14 protein-coding genes and 1 pseudogene are annotated in these 17,400 nt (G+C 64.4%); 6 read left to right on the forward strand and 9 right to left on the reverse strand.

Going from position 1 to position 17,400, the window contains the following annotated elements:
* Position 1 precedes the first annotated feature (1 nt).
* Genes CXX84_RS15910 through CXX84_RS15920 form a run of 3 tightly spaced genes read right to left on the reverse strand, consistent with a single transcriptional unit; the run spans position 2 to position 3,082 of the window.
* Positions 2–820 carry a carbohydrate ABC transporter permease gene (locus CXX84_RS15910; protein WP_102977697.1) on the reverse strand — a complete coding sequence of 273 codons (819 nt, stop codon included), beginning with the start codon at positions 818–820 and terminating at the stop codon, positions 2–4.
* The gene (locus CXX84_RS15915; protein ID WP_102977698.1) at positions 821–1,774 is read right to left on the reverse strand and encodes a carbohydrate ABC transporter permease; all 954 of its coding nucleotides are present in this window, start codon (positions 1,772–1,774) and stop codon (positions 821–823) included.
* 9 nt (positions 1,775–1,783) lie between these two features.
* Positions 1,784–3,082, reverse strand: a complete 1,299-nt coding sequence (locus CXX84_RS15920; protein ID WP_102977699.1) for an extracellular solute-binding protein — start codon at positions 3,080–3,082, stop codon at positions 1,784–1,786.
* A gap of 139 nt (positions 3,083–3,221) precedes the next feature.
* On the opposite strand from CXX84_RS15920, the gene CXX84_RS15925 reads away from it, so the two are divergent.
* Positions 3,222–4,244: a LacI family DNA-binding transcriptional regulator gene (locus tag CXX84_RS15925; RefSeq protein ID WP_317614957.1), complete on the forward strand. Its 1,023-nt coding sequence runs from the start codon at positions 3,222–3,224 to the stop codon at positions 4,242–4,244.
* 108 nt (positions 4,245–4,352) lie between these two features.
* On the opposite strand, the pseudogene CXX84_RS15930 reads toward CXX84_RS15925, so the two are convergent.
* Positions 4,353–5,519: pseudogene (locus CXX84_RS15930) on the reverse strand (endo-1,4-beta-xylanase).
* A gap of 185 nt (positions 5,520–5,704) precedes the next feature.
* On the opposite strand from CXX84_RS15930, the gene CXX84_RS15935 reads away from it, so the two are divergent.
* The gene (locus CXX84_RS15935; protein ID WP_102977700.1) at positions 5,705–6,733 is read left to right on the forward strand and encodes a LacI family DNA-binding transcriptional regulator; all 1,029 of its coding nucleotides are present in this window, start codon (positions 5,705–5,707) and stop codon (positions 6,731–6,733) included.
* 218 nt (positions 6,734–6,951) lie between these two features.
* A complete protein-coding gene (locus CXX84_RS15940; RefSeq protein ID WP_102977701.1) occupies positions 6,952–7,683 on the forward strand; it encodes a polysaccharide deacetylase family protein in 732 nt (243 codons plus the stop codon).
* Positions 7,684–7,700: 17 nt separating this feature from the next.
* On the opposite strand, the gene pabB is transcribed toward CXX84_RS15940, so the two are convergent.
* The 5 genes from pabB to CXX84_RS15965 form a co-directional block, all read right to left on the reverse strand.
* On the reverse strand, positions 7,701–9,779 hold the full coding sequence (gene pabB, locus CXX84_RS15945; RefSeq protein ID WP_102977702.1) for an aminodeoxychorismate synthase component I: 2,079 nt from the start codon (positions 9,777–9,779) through the stop codon (positions 7,701–7,703).
* Between the two features lie 18 nt (positions 9,780–9,797).
* Positions 9,798–10,337: a low molecular weight protein-tyrosine-phosphatase gene (locus CXX84_RS15950; protein ID WP_102977703.1), complete on the reverse strand. Its 540-nt coding sequence runs from the start codon at positions 10,335–10,337 to the stop codon at positions 9,798–9,800.
* A 118-nt stretch (positions 10,338–10,455) separates the two neighbouring features.
* Complete coding sequence (locus CXX84_RS15955) at positions 10,456–11,079, reverse strand: LysE family transporter (protein WP_102977704.1); 624 nt, start codon at positions 11,077–11,079, stop codon at positions 10,456–10,458.
* A gap of 44 nt (positions 11,080–11,123) precedes the next feature.
* Positions 11,124–11,942, reverse strand: coding sequence for a methyltransferase domain-containing protein (locus CXX84_RS15960; protein WP_102977705.1), 819 nt, complete (start codon positions 11,940–11,942; stop codon positions 11,124–11,126).
* Between the two features lie 86 nt (positions 11,943–12,028).
* Complete coding sequence (locus CXX84_RS15965) at positions 12,029–12,559, reverse strand: MarR family winged helix-turn-helix transcriptional regulator (RefSeq protein WP_223253124.1); 531 nt, start codon at positions 12,557–12,559, stop codon at positions 12,029–12,031.
* A gap of 186 nt (positions 12,560–12,745) precedes the next feature.
* On the opposite strand from CXX84_RS15965, the gene CXX84_RS15970 reads away from it, so the two are divergent.
* The 3 genes from CXX84_RS15970 (at position 12,746) to dnaK (ending at position 17,398) form a co-directional block, all read left to right on the forward strand.
* On the forward strand, positions 12,746–14,938 hold the full coding sequence (locus CXX84_RS15970) for an MMPL family transporter (protein ID WP_102977707.1): 2,193 nt from the start codon (positions 12,746–12,748) through the stop codon (positions 14,936–14,938).
* Between the two features lie 48 nt (positions 14,939–14,986).
* Complete coding sequence (locus tag CXX84_RS15975; RefSeq protein ID WP_102977708.1) at positions 14,987–15,277, forward strand: hypothetical protein; 291 nt, start codon at positions 14,987–14,989, stop codon at positions 15,275–15,277.
* A gap of 249 nt (positions 15,278–15,526) precedes the next feature.
* On the forward strand, positions 15,527–17,398 hold the full coding sequence (gene dnaK, locus CXX84_RS15980) for a molecular chaperone DnaK (RefSeq protein WP_102977709.1): 1,872 nt from the start codon (positions 15,527–15,529) through the stop codon (positions 17,396–17,398).
* Positions 17,399–17,400: the final 2 nt, after the last annotated feature.

The following is a 17,400-nucleotide window of genomic DNA, read 5'->3' on the forward strand; positions in this document are numbered from 1 at the left end:
GTTACTTTCCGCCAGCGCCCATGAGGCCCTGGACAAGCGCGCGGCGCGCGAAGAGGTAGACGAGGAGTACCGGCACCATGGACAAGGTCACCGCGGCCAGCAGGCCGGGGATGTTGATGCCGAACTGGGTCTGGAAGTTGAAGAGGCCAAGCGTGACCACCCGGGTGGATTCGGACTGCGTCAGGATCAGCGGGAAAAGGAAGCCGTTCCAGGCCTGGAGCGCCGAGAACACCGCGATGGTGGACAGGCCGCCCTTGGACAGCGGCAGTACCAGGCGCAGGAAGGCGCGCGCTGGGGTCGCGCCATCCATCGCCATGGCCTCATAAAGCTCGGGTGTAATGTCCCGCATGGTTCCGCTGAGGATGATGGTGCAGATCGGCAGGGCAAAGGCTGCGGTGGGGAGGATGACGCCCAGCAGGTTGTCGTAAAGGCCCACCGTGTTGATGAGGTAGAAGACGGGGACGATGACAGCCTGGGCGGGAATTGCGAGGCCAAGCAGGAAGAGCCGGAAGATGGCTGACGCGGCGCGGCTCTGGCTCCGGACAATGGCGTAGCTCAACGGCGGCACAAGGAGCAGGACAATGCCCACGACGCCGGCCGTGACGATGACGGTGTTCAGGAAGTACAGGCCAAATCCGCTGCTGACCGCGTCCACGTAGTTCTGGAGGGTGAAGCTGGCAGGCAGGGAAAGCGGCCCGTTGTCGCCGAACTCGGCGCGGGTCTGGAACGTCGCGGACAGCATCACGTAGAGCGGAACCGCTACGATGGCCAGCCACATGAAGGCTCCGATGCCGGCGAGGTAATTCGGACGTGTTTTCATTTAGAGCCCCTCCAGGGAACTGCGCATCTTGTCGTAACCCGAGAGGCGGACCACAGCAAAGGAGATGGCGGTGGAGATGACGACGAGAACCAGTGCGATGGCACTGCCGGTGCCGAAGTCGAACCGCCGGAAGGCTTCCTGGTACATGTGGAAGGCGGTAATGGTGGTGCTGGTTCCCGGGCCGCCGTTCGTCAGGATGAGGACAGTTTCAAAGGTGGTCAGGCCGCCGACCACCATGAGGATCACGGAGGTGACGATGCTGTTCTTCAGCTGCGGCAGGGTGATGCTGAAAAACTGCCGCACGGTGCCTGCGCCGTCGATCGAGGCAGCCTGGTACAGGACGGACGGAATCTGGCGGGCGGCGCCCTGGTAGATCAGGGTATGGAAGGGAGTGAACTGCCACATGCCCACGAAGATCAGCACCGCGATGGCACCGGTCTGCGTGCCGAGGACGTTGCCATCTCCGAACAGCCAGGACAGCTGGCCGGGAATTCCGAAGTTGGGGTCCAGCAGCGCCCGCCACAGGACGGAAATGGCAGCCGAGGAGAGCAGGAGCGGAACAAAGTAGATGGCGCTCAGGATGGCCCGGTTCCTCTGGTTGCCGGCTGCCCAGACGCCGAGCAGGATGCTGAGCGGCGTCTGCGTGACGATGCCGAGCACAATGAACAAGAGGCTGAGCCACAGGCTCTGGAGCATGACAGGGTCATCAAAGAGGGCTTCCCAGTTCTTGAGCCCGACGAACTTCGGGTCGCCCAGGCCGCTCCAGCTGGTGAAGGAGAGCACTGCCACCGCGAGGAGCGGGACGAGCGCAAAAAGCGCGAAGAATATGCTGGCAGGGAGGGCCCAGACAAAGCCGGGGCGGCCCACGGAGGAGCCGCCCCGGCCGGCAGGGCGGACCTCATTGGTGCCGCCCGGCCGTGCCGGGCGCCTGCGTGGTGCAAGCGTGGTGGTCATGGTGATTCCCTAAAGGCTCTGCATGGCCTTGATGAAGCCGGCTTCGTCGATCTGTCCGCTGAAGAACTGGGCGACGGCGGTGTGGATGGTGACAGTTGCTTCCGGCGGGTATGCCTGGTCCCAGGAGAGCTGGAAGGACGGGGCTTCCTTCACCAGGTTGAACTGGTACTTGGCGTATTCGGGATCGGCGGCGTTGTCCAGGAACTTCTCCGTGTTCGTGGTGGTGGGCAGGTTTCCAATGCCAACCTGTTCCTGAACGAACTGGTCCGAGTACATGAGCTTCAGGAAGTCGCGGGCGGCTTCCGGGTAGCGCGTGTTCTTGTGGATTGAGTAAAAGTTGTTGGTGTTGCCCACCAGGTTGTCCTCGTCACCGAGTCCGCCTTCAATTTTGGGGAACTCACTGTAGCCCAGGACCTCGGCAGCGAACTGCGGGTCGCTGCTCTGTTGAGTGGCGTACTCCCACGAGCCCATCAGCTCAAAGCCTGCCTTGCCGCTGGCAAGAAGGGCGGGCGAGCCGCCGTCGGTGAACTTTACGGAATCGAAGTTGGTGCCAAACGCTCCGGCGTCAACCAGTTCCCTGAGCATCCCCAGGGCCTTGCGGCTCTCCTCGGACTCCCAGACGCTGGTGTCGCCCTCAAGGGCCTTTTGGAACAGGCCTTCACCTGCAACACGGTCGTAGACGTACTCGACCCACATTAGGGTGGGCCAGCGGTCAGCGCCGCCGAGGGCAATGGGCGTGATGCCCTTGTCCTTGAGGATCTTTACGTCGTCCAGCAACTCGTCCCAGGTTTCGGGAGGGTTGGCGATACCCGCATCCGCGAGGACCTTTGAGTTGTTGAAGAGCATCACGGGCTGGGTGCCGCGCATGGGGATGCCGTAAGCCTTGTCGTCAATGACGGCAGTCTCGAAGACGGACGGGAGGAAGGCATCCTTGAGCTGCGGATCTTCCTTGATGAAGTCATCGAGCGGAAGCACGAGATCAGCCTCCACGAAGTTCTTGATACTGCCGCCGCCCCAGTTGAAGAAGATATCGGGGGCCGTGGGCGTATCGATGATCGTCTGCAGTTTGGACTGGTACTCAGCGCCCGGAATCTTGTCCAGGACAACCTTGACGTCTGAGGTTGCGTTGAAAGTGTCGATCATTTTCTGCTCAACGGTGTTGCCGGCATCGCCGTACACAGCGACATGTATTTCATTCTCCGGCCGGCTTGCTGCGCCGGACCCTCCAGAGCACCCGGCCATGGTCAGGCCGAGGGCCAAAGCCGCGCCGCCGGCAAGGCTGCGGGCTAGCCATCCATGCTGGTTCATCCTTGAACGCCTCTCGAAAGTTTCGATGCTAAGACCGAAAGTTGTTTGATGCATCACAGTCTAGAGGCGGCAATTCCACCACGCAAGAGTTGCGCGAAAAAGCGACATAATTCCCGAAACTATCGCTATGATGATGCTCATGACTAGCCCTGTCTCCCCTCCTGAAGCGCGTGTGACTCTGGCCCAACTGGCGGAAGAGGCGGGTGTATCCCTCTCAACAATCTCTAAAGTGCTGAACGGTCGTTCCGACGTTTCGCGCAAAACGCGGGCGAAAGTTGAGGAGCTGTTGGAGGAGCACGGGTACAAAAGGAGGAAGGCGTCTTCCAGGTCAGCACTTCTCGAGCTTGTCTTCCCGGAACTCGAAAGCGCCTGGGCGCTGGAAATCATCCGGGGTGTCGAAAACGTGGCCAAAGCCAACGGCATGAGCGTGGTCCTCACTGAGAGTGGCACCAGGCATGCGCCGGGCACGGACTGGGTTGAAGGCGTAATAGCCCGACGACCCGCCGGGGTGGTCCTTGTCTTCTCCGACCTGCCGCTGGAGTACCGGCAGCAACTGGACGCCCGCTCCATACCCTTCGCCATCATCGATCCTGCCGGCGACCCTGCTCCTGACGTCCCCTCGGTAGGCTCTGCCAACTGGGCAGGAGGCATGATGGCAACACGGCACCTCATCGAGCTGGGCCACAAACGCATCGCCGCGATCTCCGGCCCGGAGGACATGATGTGTTCGCTGGCGCGCATCGACGGCTACAGCTCAGCCCTGAATACGGCGGGCATCCGGATCGACCGGTCCCTGATCAGGTACGGCGACTTCCATGTGGACGGCGGACGAAAACATGCTATGGAACTGCTGTCGATGAAGGAAAGGCCTACTGCGATCTTCGCCGGCAGTGACCTGCAGGCCCTTGGAGTGCTCGACGCTGCCCGGCAGCTGGGTTTGTCTGTTCCGGAGCAGTTGTCGATCGTGGGATACGATGACCTGCAGGTGGCGCGGTGGTCCAGTCCCGCCCTGACTACTGTCCATCAGCCCCTTATAGAGATGGCGGAAGAGGCTGCCCGGATGGTGCTGCGCCTGCGGGAAGGCGAACGGCCCCAGAACCTGCGACTGGACCTGGCAACATCGCTCGTTGTTCGCCAAAGCACGGCACCGCCTGCCAGCTGATCCGGCCGCCCCGAAAGGAACGCCAGGCCAAAGGACAAAAGCGGCCCGGAACCTGTGTTCCGGGCCGCTTTTGTCAGCAGTACTGCAGCATTTACTTGGGGTCGGTGGCTACCGCTGGTAGGCGGGGTGGTGGCCGTAGCGGTGTTCTCCGCCCGGGGTTGCCGCTGCCAGGGTGGACTGCAGGGCGTAGTACGACGGCTTGCGGGTGTAGTCCTCCCACATCACCGTGGCCTCGCCCTCGCCGGTAAAGAAGACAGGCACCCAGGAGTACTTGTCGTTGAATCCCCAGATGGTGAAGGATTTGCAGCCCTCAATGTTCAGGCAGGCTTCCAGGGCCCGCTGGTAGTAACTGGCCTACTTGGCCAGCTGCTCGCTGGTCGGCTTGGTCCCGGCGGGGATGTCCATGCGGACATCGATCTCCGTGACGGCTGTTTCCAGGCCGAGGTCCTCGAAGCGCTGAAGGTTGGCCTGCAGGTCGCCGGGGAAGCCATAGCGGGTGCTCAGATGGCCCTGTACAGCGAAACCATCCACCTTGACTCCCTCGGCCAGCAGCCGGGAGATGAGATCCACGTAGGCAGTGCTCTTGGCGTTGATGCTTTCCACGCCGTAATCGTTGAAGAACAGCTTCGCGTTCGGATCTGCTTCGTGGGTCCAGCGGAAGGCGTCGGCGATGATCTCCGGACCCAGTTCACGGATCCAGATGTTATCCGTGGTGCGGAGGGTTCCGTCACCGTTGAAGATCTCGTTGGCGACGTCCCACTGCTGGATCTTGCCGGCGTAGCGCCCCACCACAGTGGTGATGTGGTCCTTCAGGATGGAGCGAAGTTCCTCCTTGCTGAAGTTGCCCTGCTCCAGCCAGGCAGGGTTCTGGCTGTGCCAGAACAGTGTGTGGCCGCGGACCACCTGCCCGTTCTGCTGGGCGAAGTCCACGATGGCATCCATCTCGGCGAAGCGGTACTGGTCCCGAGCGGGGTGGATGAACTCCCACTTTGCCTGGTTCTCCGGCGAGACAGAGCTGAACTCGGCAGCCAGGACCTCGCGGTACTCGGCGTCAGACGTAAAGGGGTTGGCGTAAGGCATGGTTTCGTGGTGACCGCCGCCGGCAACTGCAGTGCCGATGCGGACATCCTTGGGGGCGGCCCAGCGCAGGGTGTCCTGCTTTGCGAGACCTGGGGGCTGCGGTTTGTCCTCGGAACCTGCCGTGGCGGGCAGAGCCATTGGGAGGACAAAGGTCGACGCCAGCACAGCAGCGGCGACTAGGTGGGCAACCTTCATGAAGAGCTCTCCTTTGAGGTACTGGATAAACCGGTCAATGCCGGTCGAACAACTTCCGGAAGCTTCCGGAAGTTGAGTGGTTGTAGGTTACGAAGATTTCAGTAAGCACGTCAAGGGTTTTAGCGAAACTCGGATCTGCGCCTGCGGCGGGAAGGCCTATACTTGCAGCGGACCAGGAGGAATGCGTGCAGGAGAGTCACCGCCCGGCAGTCACGATTTCGACCATTGCCGCTGAGGCAGGAGTATCCGTGCCGACTGTTTCCCGTGTGCTCAACGGCCGCGGTGATGTTGCCCCCCGAACCCGGGAACGCGTGGAAACACTGCTCCGGGACTACGGCTACCAGCGCCGCGGGGTACGTCCCGAAGCGCGGTCCGGCCTGATTGATCTCGTCTTCAACGACCTTGACAGTCCATGGGCGGTGGAGATCATCCGCGGCGTCGAGGAAGCTGCCAATGAAGCGGGGGTCTCCACCGTGGTGTCCGCAATCCACCGCCACACGAGCCCTTCATCCACGCGGCAGTGGCTGGACAATGTCAGCGCCCGGGCGAGCGACGGGGCCATCCTGGTGACCACTGATCTTGATTCGTTCCTGCGGGCAGAACTTCAGCGCCTGCAGGTGCCTGCCGTCGTTGTCGACCCCGCCGGCGTGCCGGACCTGGACGTGCCCACCATCGGCGCCACCAACTGGACAGGAGCGGTGGGCGCCACAGAACATCTGACCGCGGCGGGGCACCGCCGCATCGGATTCGTCGCTGGCACGCCTGGCCTGTGGTGCAGCAGGGCACGGCTGGATGGCTACAGGGCCGGCCTCGACGCGGCCGGCATTGCCTTCGATCCAGACATGGTCGTGGAGGGAGGCTTCGACTACCAGTCCGGCTTCCGTGCAGGCTGCAGGCTCCTTGAGCTGCCCGAGCCGCCCTCTGCCGTCTTTGCGGCGAGTGACCAGATGGCGCTCGGGGTGTATGAAGCGGTACGTCAAAAGGGCCTGCGGGTGCCCGAGGATGTCAGCGTCGTAGGGTTCGACGACCTCCCGGAAGCCCGCTGGGCATCGCCTCCCCTTACCACCGTCCGGCAGCCGCTCGCCGAAATGGGCAAGCTCGCTGCCCGTACCATACTGCGGATGCTCCAGGGTGAGGGACCGGAGAGCCCCCGGGTTGAATTGTCCACCCGGCTGGTGGTCAGGGAGAGTACCGCTCCGCCGGCATACCCCTGAGCAGCGCCATCCTTTTCAAGCGCAACCCTTGACGACGCTTCCGGGAGTACCTACGCTAACAATGTTCCGGAAATTACCGGAAGTTCATGGTATTCACGAGCCCTCTGCGGCTTCTTCTGGTCCACCACCTACCCAAATGCCTGCCAGTACACGGACAATGCATCGGGACGGCGGGCCTCCGGTGGGAGCGTGACCCATGGTTCAGCGAAAGGAAAGCAATGAAGCTCCCCATTCACCGCCCGGTTTCCCTGGGTAAGGCAGTCCTGCCGCTCGCCGCGGCAGTCCTCGCTCTTGGTGCCTCTGTTCCCGCCGGCCCTGCCGGTGCAACCTCAGCCCAGGCGGATACGGCAACCCCCGCGATCGTCGACTCGACCCGCCACGACGGCAAATACGTCAGCCTGACCTTTGACGATGGGCCGGATCCGGTGAGCACTCCCCAACTGCTGGCAGTCCTGGAAAAGCACCACGTCAAGGCTGCATTCTGCCTGTGGGGTGACCATGTGAAACAGCATCCGGACATTGTGCGGCAGATCGCCGCCGCCGGGCATCTGCTGTGCAACCACACCATGCACCACGACAATATGGGTGCCTGGGGCGCCGAGGCCATCGAAGCAGACCTGCTGGAAACGAACGCCGTCATCCGGGAGGCCGTGCCGGACGCGAAAATCGACTACTTCCGGGCCCCGTACGGAAGCTGGGGGCAGACGCCGGAAGTAGCTGCCCGACTCGGCATGCAGCCACTCGGCTGGCAGCTGACTGTCAGTGACTGGGAGCCGCCGGGAACCCAGGAACTGGTCCGCCGGATCCTCGAAGGCATCCGGCCCGGCGGTGTGGTGCTCCTCCATGACGGCGGCGGCGACAGAACCCAGACCGTGGAAGCCGTTGACCAGGTCATTCCCCGGCTCAAGGCCGAAGGGTGGAAGTTCGACCGCCCTGCCCGGCGGGGCTGAGCGAACTGCCGGTTGGGCTAGCCTTCCGGGAATTCCGCGCCCAGCGTTGAGAGGACGCCGAAGGCCTTGGTCCTGATCTCCTCGTATTCCTCGTCCTGCACGGAATCCGCCGTGATGGCACCCCCGACGCCGAGGGACAACCCAGCCGTGCCGTCGCCTTCCGTACGGATCACCAGCGTGCGGATGGCCACGGCGAGGTCCGTTGCCCCGTTCAGGGAAAAATATCCGACGGCGCCGGAGTAGATCCCGCGTGCCGCCCCTTCCAGCCGGTCAAGGATGGCCATCGTGCTGATCTTGGGCGCACCGGTCATCGACCCGGCGGGAAAGCAGGCCGCGACGGCTTCGGCCCGTGAAGTTCCCGGGAGGAGCCGGGCATCAATGGTGCTCACCATCTGGTGCACCGTTGCGTAGCTTTCAATGGCACACAGCCGGCTCACAGTGACCGATCCGGGCACCGCAAAGTGGCTGAGGTCATTGCGCAGCAGGTCCACGATCATGATGTTCTCGGCCCGGTCCTTCAGGGACGTGGCCAGGTCCTCCCGCAGCTGCGCGTCCTCTCCAGGCTCTGAAGCCCGGCGGCGGGTGCCCTTGATCGGCTCAGCGCGCATGCCGCCGTCGGACCCTATCTTCAGGAACCTCTCGGGCGAGGTGCTGGCAACGGTGACCCCGCCGAGCTTCAAGTAACTCGCAAAGGGGGCGGGGTTCCTGCGGCGCAGCGCCAGGTAGGCGTCCCAGGAATCCAGCGAGTCGGCCGGAACGGCAGCAGCCAGGGTGGTGGTCAGGCAGACCTCGTAGGAGTTCCCCTCCGCAATCTCGTGCTGCGCGGCGGCGATCTTCGCCTGATATTCCGCGCGGGTGTCCCGGCTGCGGAAGGCAGTGGCCGCAGGAAGAACGACGCCGGTGCTGCCGCCGTCCTGCGCTGGTTGTCCCGCAGCTGCCACTGCTGCCTTTGCCTGGGCAAGCCAGTCAGCGGCATCGGGGGCGTCGAGTGCCAGGATCCACACGGAGCCGTCTTCATGGTCCAGGACGACGGCCCTGCAGGCAAAGATCAGGGCAGCGTCCGGCGTGGGCGAGGAAACATCCGTTCCGCCGGTTTCGCGTTTGAGTTCGTAGCCCAGGTATCCCAGCCAACCCAGTACAAACTCGCCGGGATAGCCTTCGGGGACGTCAACCGCTGCTGGGCCCCACACCGTGCCCAGCCAGCGGAAGAAGGCTCCCTCCACGGTGGCGGTTGCACAGCCTGCGCTGACCTGGCTCCGGCCGGAACTGTGGGTTACCGACTGGCCGAGCATGCCGCCGTCGTCCGCCATAATGCTGAAGCGGCTGCGTGCAGCAGCGCCGGGTGCAATGTTCCCGGGGCCCTCGTGCCCGGCGCGGCTGTCGGCAGTGCCCGCGTTGGAAGAGTCCAGCCATACGGCCTTGGCGGAGTTGCCGTAGAGGGAACGGAACAGCGCGGAAGCGTCGGGATGGGCCCCGAGTCGTTCTGCACGGAGGCGCAGGCCGCGGCGCGAGGACAACTCAGGGGCAAGTGCGGGCGCCAGCGCCGGAAGGTAGGGGAGGACCTGCAGAATGTCGGCGGGGGCGGAACCGTCAGCCAGGTTTCGTACCCGGACGTCGGCGTGGCGGGGCACGTCGTCGCGCCCAAGCCACTCGTCCTCCTGCGCCGCCCACTGGTCCCAATAGGGTTCATAGGTTGCGCCGTCGCGCTCAAGTGCGCGCGTGCGGCGCACGTCGTCCGGTGACTCAGCCCAGATGACCGCGCTCAGGAGGGGGCCGGCCTCGGCCGCAGCCGCCCCGACACCCTCCACGATGACGATCTCTGCGGGCAGCGTCACCCGGGCATCGCCGTCGTAATGCCTTTCCCAATCCCAGCTGACCCAGGTTGCTGCTTCCCCGCGGCTCAGGGGCGCGAGGACCGTGGAAACGTACCGTTCGATGCCGGCAGCTAACCCGTTCCAGCCGGGGTAGATGTCCTCGAGGTGGAACAGGGACACTTTGTGGTGGGCCCGCAGGCGGGCTGCAAGTTCGACGGCGAGAGTGGTCTTCCCAGCGCCGGAGCGTCCGTCAATGGCGATGATGACGGGGGCTGGGCTCATGCAGTAGAGCGTACCGTTTCAGTAGGCCTGGCGCTGAAGCTGTGCGTTGTTCAGGACCGCCGCCTTGATGTGGTCAACGACTCCCGGCAGGGCGGCGTGGATCTGGTGCCAGACGGCGTCGAAGTCCGCGTGCCCGCCGTACCAGGGGTCTTCGATGCCCTGGTCCAGTGGGTCCCGCCCCGCCATCGCCGGATCGAAGCTGCGGAGCATACGTATTTTGTCCAGGGATTCCTGGTCCGGGGCCGCTTCGGTCAGCCAGGCGTAGTGGTCGATGTCCAGGGCAAGGATCAGGTCACGTTCCCGGAACCATTCGCCGACCCACTCGCGCGCGATGTGCTGCCCGGACGTGAGCTGCGTCGCTGCCAGGCGGCGGGCCGCCCTGGGGTCGATGGGCCTGCCGGCCTCATAACCCGTGGTTCCGGCGGAATCCACATCGGCCAGGCCGTCCAGCCCTTCCCGTTCCAGCGCCGCCCTCAGCATGAGCTCGGCCATGGGGGACCGGCAGATGTTCTCGGTGCAGACGGCGATGACGCGGTATGGGCTCGGCGTTGAGTTCATGGACTAAGCATGGGCGCTAACATCGCGCTTGGCTAGGGCGGACTCACAAATGTTGACATGTTTTGTAAAGAAGAGTTTCAGTGCAGTCATGATTGGCTTGCCGTGCCGCAGTGGCGGCTCAGTGCATGACGGCGAGCAGGATTCCAACCGCGATGAAGAGCACCCCAAAGACTTTTCCGAGGACCAGCTGGCCCCGTTCCGTGTGGGTGAACCGTTGAAAGGACCTGGCCGCCGCGGCGAAGAAGAACCACATCACCAGGATGTCGATGGCCACGATGGTGCCAGTGAGGACGGCGTACTGGGCCAGCAGGGGGTGTTCGGGCCGGATGAACTGCGGCATGAACGCCAGGAAAAAGACGATGGCCTTCGGGTTCAGCAGATTGACCCACAGCCCGCGGCGGAAGATGGACCAGGCCGGCTCGTTCCGGAGCGCCACCGCCTGCTGCTCTTCAAGGTCCGGTTTGCTCAGGAACTGCCTGATGCCCAGGTACACCAGATACGCAGCGCCGGCGTAGCGGATCACGTTGAACGCGACAGGGGAACTGGCCACCAGCACCCCGACGCCCAGTGCGACGATCACTATGTGGATCACGAGCGCTGCCTGTTGCCCGAGGATCCCCCAGATGGAGCGGCGGAATCCGGCGTTGAGGGAGTTGCTCATGGTGTTGATGGCTCCGGCGCCGGGGGTGAAGCTGATCAGCGCACCGGCGCCGGCAAGGGCCAGCCAAAGGGAAAATTGCACCTTACAATCCTACGCGGGCCCTGTCCTCACCAGGCCACGGTCCCTTACGCGCGGGCGATGACCTCGCCGTTCGGGATCAGGAACCAGCCGTCGTCCGTGGATCCCCAGCGGTGCCAGCCGGCGGAGATCCGTGCCAGGTCCGCCGGGTTGGCGAAGCCGTACTCCAGTGCCTGTTCCGCGAAGGCCGAGTGCAGCACCCGTTCACCCCAGACGCGGGCCTGCCAGCGGCGCTGCTGGCCGGTGGCGTAGAGCCAGTTGCTGCTGGTGGGCGCGACGTCGGTGAAGCCGGCTGCCTGGGCCCAGCTGACCAGCCGCCGCCCGGCGTCGGGTTCTGCCCCGTTCCGGCGCGCGATCCGCTGGTACAGCTCCATCCACTCATCGAGTTCGGGAATGGCGGGGTACCAGCTCATGCCGTGGAAGTCGGCGTCGCGCACGGCAACAATGCCGCCCGGCTTGGCAACGCGCCGCATCTCCCGCAGCGCCTCCACCGGATCCGTGAGGTGTTGCAGGACCTGGTGGGCGTGGACGACGTCGAACGTCCCGTCCTTAAAGTCCAGGTCATAGATGTTGCCTGCGACGAACTCGACGTTGTGAACTTGGCGTTCCACCCCGAGGGCTTTCGCCTGGGCAATGATGTCCGGCGACCGGTCCAGGCCGGTCACCTTTCCGGGCGCCACCAGCATGGCGAAGTCGCACGTGATGGTCCCGGGGCCGCAGCCGACGTCCAGCACGCCGGCGCCGGGCGTGAGGTGCGGCAGGACGAACGCAGCCGAGTTTTCGGCCGTCCGGGCAGCGTGGGCGCGGACCACCGATTCGTGATGGCCGTGCGTGTAAACGTCGTCTTCAGGCTGCTGCGCACTCATAACCAAACGCTACCCCCAAGTGCGTCAGATCCAACCTTGCGGGAAGCCTGTTTGGCTGCACTCACTGCCACTGTGCTTGAGGCAGGTCAGGCGGGTGCGGCAGCGGAGGCGGGGGTGCCTGGCTGGCCCAGCGATGACTCTTCCCGCGCCGCCACGGTAGCTTCCACCATGGCGGTCATGAAGCGGGTAACAGTCTCCAGCTCCTCAGCCGAGAAATCGGCCATGGCAGTGCCCATCCGGCGCGCCAGCGGGGCGAAGATTGCGCCGCCGTCATTAAAAGCCTTGGGTGTCATCCTGAGCTGGACCTGCCGGCGGTCAGAGCTGTGCCTTTCCCTGGTCACATGCCCGGACTGGTCCAGCCGGTCGATCAGGGCAGTGGTGGCGGGCGAGCTCAGGTTGAGTTCCTTCCGCAGGAGCCCGGGCGTCACGACATTTCCCTTCGCTGTATGGCGCATGATCACAGCCAGGGCGTTGAGGTCCGTGCGGTGCATGTCCTTCCGGCCGCCGGCTGTATCCACGTACCGGTTGGCCTCGAGTGTGAACTCCTGCAGCAGCCGGACCAGGGGAGGCGGTCCGGGAGGCAGGCCGTGCGCTGCGGGCTCATCGTTCCTCGCCACGTCCACCTCCTGATCTCCGGGCGGATCCACCGCCCTGCGCGTTTACCGTACTGACGGATATTACTTCAGCACCAAGACCTGCCGGTGCGGGCCCCAATGACAAAGCTAGCCTGCCGCTTATCTCTATGATGGAGATACTCTACTATGGAACCAATACTACTCGGCCCCGTCGTCCGGAAGGCACTCATGAAACACAAATCCGCACCTAAGGAACGCGTCCCGTTCTGGCTGCGCTGGCTGGTCCCCGCCACCCTCGTCCTGATCTGGCTGGCACTGGCCGGCATTGGAGGACCTACCTTCGGCCGGCTCGAAGAAGTTTCCTCCAACGACCAGGCGTCCTTCCTTCCGGCCGGTGCCGAGGCCACCGCAGCCCAGGATTGGCAGGCGAAGTTCCGGGATTCCGATGAGGTTCCGGGCGTCATAGTGATCGAAAGCGATGAAGCCTTCACGCCGGCCCAACTGGGGGAAGTGGCGGGCCTGCGGGGCGGGATTGAAGAGCTGCAGCTGGGCAGCGCGGTGATCGGACCCATTCCTTCCGAGGATGGCAAGGCGGTCCAGTTCATCGCGCCCATCAGCGAATCGGCCGAGATCAAGGAAGCCGTACAGGAACTGCGGGACACCGTGGCAGAGGCAGCCCCTGAGGGCATGCGGACCTATGTCACCGGCCCGGCGGGACTTGCGGCCGACCTTACTGCCGCCTTCGCAGGCATCGACGGGATCCTGCTGCTGGTGGCTCTGGCGGCAGTATTTATCATCCTCCTGATCGTCTACCGCTCCATCCTGCTGCCCATCATGGTGCTCCTGACGTCCGTCTTCGCCCTGTGCGCAGCCATCCTGCTGGTATTCGGCATGGCGAAGGCCGAGTGGATCCAGCTGAACGGCCAGAGCCAGGGCATCCTTTCCATCCTGGTGATCGGCGCCGCCACGGACTACGCCCTGCTCTACGTGGCACGGTTCCGCGAGGCGCTGACCCACACCACAAACCGCACGGCCGCTGTGCTGACGGCGTGGAAAGCGTCCTTCGAGCCGATCCTGGCCTCCGGCGCCACCGTCATCATCGCCCTGCTGTGCCTGCTGTTCTCCGACCTGAACTCGAACAAGGCCCTTGGCCCGGTGGCAGCGGCGGGCATCCTTTGCTCCCTGTTTGCAGCCCTTACCCTGCTTCCGGCGCTGATGGGGCTCCTTGGTCGGGCGGCCTTCTGGCCCTTCGTCCCCAAGCTGGTTCCTGCGGATGAACGTGAGCCCGAACTGGTGACCGGGCTGGAGGGGCAGAAGGGACTGTGGCGCGCCACCGGCTCCCTGGTCGCCCGGAGGCCCCGTGCAGTGTGGATCGCTTCGGTCCTGCTGTTGGTGGCAGCGTCCGCCGGTGTCCTGCAGCTCAAAGCCAACGGCGTCCCGCAAACAGACGTCATCCTCACGGCGTCCAACGCGGTGGACGGGCAGGACGCCCTGGCGCGCCACTTTGACGCCGGCAGCGGCAGCCCCGCCGTCGTGGTTGCGGAGCAGGGCAAGGCGCAGGAGGTGCTGGACGTCGTGAAAGCGGCCGACGGCGTGGGCGAGGCTTATCTGCTTGCGCAGGGCAGTGTCCCCATCACCGGAGCCCCCGGAGCTCCCAGCGCACCTGATGTCCGCGAGGGCAAGGTGCTGATCAACGCCACGCTGAACTTTGCCGCGGATTCCCTCGAGGCCGAGGAGGCAGTCAAGGCGCTCCGCGACGACGTCAAGACCGTTGACCAGGAAGCCCTCGTGGGCGGTGTGACCGCCACGGCACTGGACACCAACACCACGGCCCAGCGCGACCTGGTGATCATCATCCCGGTGGTCCTTGTGGTCATCCTTTTCATCCTGATGCTGCTGCTCCGCTCCGTCCTGGCGCCGGTGCTGCTGGTGCTCTCCGTGGTCCTCTCCTACGCGGCAGCCATGGGCGTCTCGGCCTTCGTGTTCAATAACATCTTTGGCTTCCCGGGGGCTGATGCCACCGTTCCACTGTTCGGTTTCGTGTTCCTGGTGGCATTGGGCGTGGACTACAACATCTTCCTGATGAGCCGGGTCCGGGAGGAATCCCTGAAGCACGGCACCCGTCCCGGCATCCTCCGGGGTCTGGGCGTCACCGGCGGCGTGATCACGTCCGCCGGGGTGGTGCTGGCGGCGACGTTCGCCGCGCTGGGGGTTATCCCCATCATGTTCCTGGTGCAGTTGGCCTTCATCGTCGCCTTCGGCGTGCTGCTCGATACAGTCCTGGTGCGCTCGCTGCTGGTGCCGGCCCTGGCATACGACATCGGCCCCCGCATCTGGTGGCCCAGCAAGCTGGGACGGCAGGACGTGGAGCAGCGCCCGGGGCAGGCTGAGGCCCTGTTGGTGGAAACGCCGGCTCGATAGACTGCCACTGCGCCCGCATGGACGCGGAACTCAAAGGAGAGATGCACCATGACCGAGAATCCGGAAGTGCCTGGCGAGGAGCCCCGTCGGGGCAGTACAGCCCCCGGCCTGGAGGGCGAGGGCGGGCAGTACGTTGACGGTGACTATGGCGATGCAGGCACCGTGGGAGAGCCCGCCGGGAACCTTGAGGACGGCGAGTATGAGGACGGCGACTACGGCAGTGCCGGTACAGCCGGCCGGGAAACGGATGCCATCCGGGAAGGCCTGACGGACAGGCAGGTGAATACGACCGCCGAGGAGCGCGGTCCGCTGCACGGGCGCCGGGACAGCGAGAGGTAGCAGGACATCACAAGCAGTACGACGGCGGGTTCTCCAATAGCGAAACGGAGAACCCGCCGTCGTCCGCGTTTAAGCCCCCGTCACCGCGCGAATGCTGGCCAGAACAGCCAACGCTCCGTACGTGCGGCGCAAAGTTGAGCGTACTTCGCTCAACTCCGTGTTGACATCATTGGCGTGCTGAGTAAAGTTGAGTGCAGAACGCTCAATAGCGGGCGCCAACCAGTTTCCAAGGAAAGAAGGAAGCAACATATGTCACGTGCAGTAGGTATCGACCTCGGAACCACCAACTCCGTCGTCTCCGTTCTCGAAGGTGGCGAGCCCACCGTTATTGCCAACGCCGAGGGTGGCCGCACCACGCCGTCCGTCGTTGCATTCTCCAAGTCCGGCGAAGTCCTGGTGGGCGAGATTGCCAAGCGCCAGGCCGTCAACAACATTGACCGCACCATCGCGTCCGTCAAGCGCCACATGGGCACCCCCTGGACCGTCGCCATCGACGACAAGAAGTACACCGCCCAGGAAATCTCCGCGCGTACGCTCATGAAGCTGAAGAACGACGCCGAGTCCTACCTGGGTGAAAAGGTCACCGACGCTGTCATCACCGTCCCGGCGTACTTCAACGACGCCGAGCGCCAGGCCACCAAGGAAGCCGGCGAGATCGCAGGCCTGAACGTCCTGCGCATCGTCAACGAGCCCACCGCGGCAGCCCTGGCCTACGGCCTGGACAAGGGCAAGGAAGACGAACTCATCCTGGTCTTCGACCTCGGCGGCGGCACCTTCGACGTCTCGCTCCTCGAAGTCGGCAAGGATGAAGACAACTTCTCCACCATCCAGGTCCGCGCCACCGCCGGTGACAACCGCCTCGGCGGCGACGACTGGGACCAGCGCGTTGTTGACTACCTGCTCAACCAGCTCAAGGTCAAGGGCATCGACCTGTCCAAGGACAAGATCGCCCTCCAGCGCCTCCGCGAAGCAGCCGAGCAGGCCAAGAAGGAACTGTCTTCCTCCACCAGCACCAACGTCTCCCTCCAGTACCTGTCCGTCACCCCCGACGGCCCGGTCCACCTGGACGAGCAGCTGACCCGCGCCAAGTTCCAGGACCTCACCAAGGACCTGCTTGAGCGCACCAAGAAGCCGTTCCACGATGTCATCAAGGAAGCCGGCATCAAGCTTTCCGACATCGACCACATCGTCCTCGTCGGCGGTTCCACCCGTATGCCCGCCGTTTCCGAGCTGGTCAAGGAACTGGCAGGCGGCAAGGAGCCCAACAAGGGCGTAAACCCGGATGAGGTTGTGGCCGTTGGTGCAGCCCTGCAGGCCGGCGTGCTGAAGGGTGAGCGCAAGGACGTCCTCCTGATCGACGTCACCCCGCTGTCCCTCGGCATCGAAACCAAGGGCGGCGTGATGACGCACCTGATCGAGCGCAACACCGCCATCCCCACCAAGCGGTCCGAAACCTTCACCACCGCTGACGACAACCAGCCGTCCGTGGCCATCCAGGTCTTCCAGGGCGAGCGCGAGTTCACCCGGGACAACAAGCCGCTGGGCACGTTCGAGCTGACCGGTATTGCTCCGGCTCCGCGCGGCGTCCCGCAGGTCGAGGTCACCTTCGACATCGACGCCAACGGCATCGTCCACGTGTCCGCCAAGGACAAGGGCACCGGCAAGGAACAGTCCATGACCATCACGGGCGGCTCCAGCCTCTCCAAGGAAGACATTGACCGCATGGTCCGGGACGCCGAGGAGCACGCAGCGGAGGACAAGGCCCGCCGCGAGGCAACCGACACCCGCAACACGGCCGAGCAGCTCGCCTACTCCGTGGACAAGCTCATCGCGGACAACGCCGACAAGCTGCCTGAAGAGGTCAAGACCGAGGTGCAGGCCGACGTCGACGACCTCAAGAAGGCGCTCGAAGGCACCGATGACGCCGCTGTCAAGGCTGCCTTCGAGAAGCTGCAGGCTTCCCAGGGCAAGCTGGGTGAGGCCATCTACGCCCAGGCCGGATCCCCGGACGGTGCCACCGGCGCTGCAGGCGCTGAAGGCACTGAAGGCCCGGCAGGTTCCAAGGCCGATGAAGACATCGTGGACGCCGAGATCATCGACGAAGACGAAGCGAAGAAGTAGCC

The organism is Arthrobacter sp. AFG7.2 (assembly GCF_002892835.1).
Taxonomy (GTDB): Bacteria; Actinomycetota; Actinomycetes; order Actinomycetales; family Micrococcaceae; genus Arthrobacter.

Excerpts from the sequence above, each read along its gene's own strand:
- CXX84_RS15915 (WP_102977698.1), bottom strand. The coding sequence starts at position 1,774 with ATGACCACCACGCTTGCACCACGCAGGCGCCCGGCACGGCCGGGCGGC.
- CXX84_RS15920 (WP_102977699.1), bottom strand. The coding sequence starts at position 3,082 with ATGAACCAGCATGGATGGCTAGCCCGCAGCCTTGCCGGCGGCGCGGCT.
- CXX84_RS15975 (WP_102977708.1), top strand. The coding sequence starts at position 14,987 with ATGACCGAGAATCCGGAAGTGCCTGGCGAGGAGCCCCGTCGGGGCAGT.
- CXX84_RS15910 (WP_102977697.1), bottom strand. The coding sequence starts at position 820 with ATGAAAACACGTCCGAATTACCTCGCCGGCATCGGAGCCTTCATGTGG.
- dnaK (WP_102977709.1), top strand. The coding sequence starts at position 15,527 with ATGTCACGTGCAGTAGGTATCGACCTCGGAACCACCAACTCCGTCGTC.
- CXX84_RS15925 (WP_317614957.1), top strand. The coding sequence starts at position 3,222 with ATGACTAGCCCTGTCTCCCCTCCTGAAGCGCGTGTGACTCTGGCCCAA.
- CXX84_RS15970 (WP_102977707.1), top strand. The coding sequence starts at position 12,746 with ATGAAACACAAATCCGCACCTAAGGAACGCGTCCCGTTCTGGCTGCGC.
- pabB (WP_102977702.1), bottom strand. The coding sequence starts at position 9,779 with ATGAGCCCAGCCCCCGTCATCATCGCCATTGACGGACGCTCCGGCGCT.
- CXX84_RS15950 (WP_102977703.1), bottom strand. The coding sequence starts at position 10,337 with ATGAACTCAACGCCGAGCCCATACCGCGTCATCGCCGTCTGCACCGAG.
- CXX84_RS15960 (WP_102977705.1), bottom strand. The coding sequence starts at position 11,942 with ATGAGTGCGCAGCAGCCTGAAGACGACGTTTACACGCACGGCCATCAC.
- CXX84_RS15940 (WP_102977701.1), top strand. The coding sequence starts at position 6,952 with ATGAAGCTCCCCATTCACCGCCCGGTTTCCCTGGGTAAGGCAGTCCTG.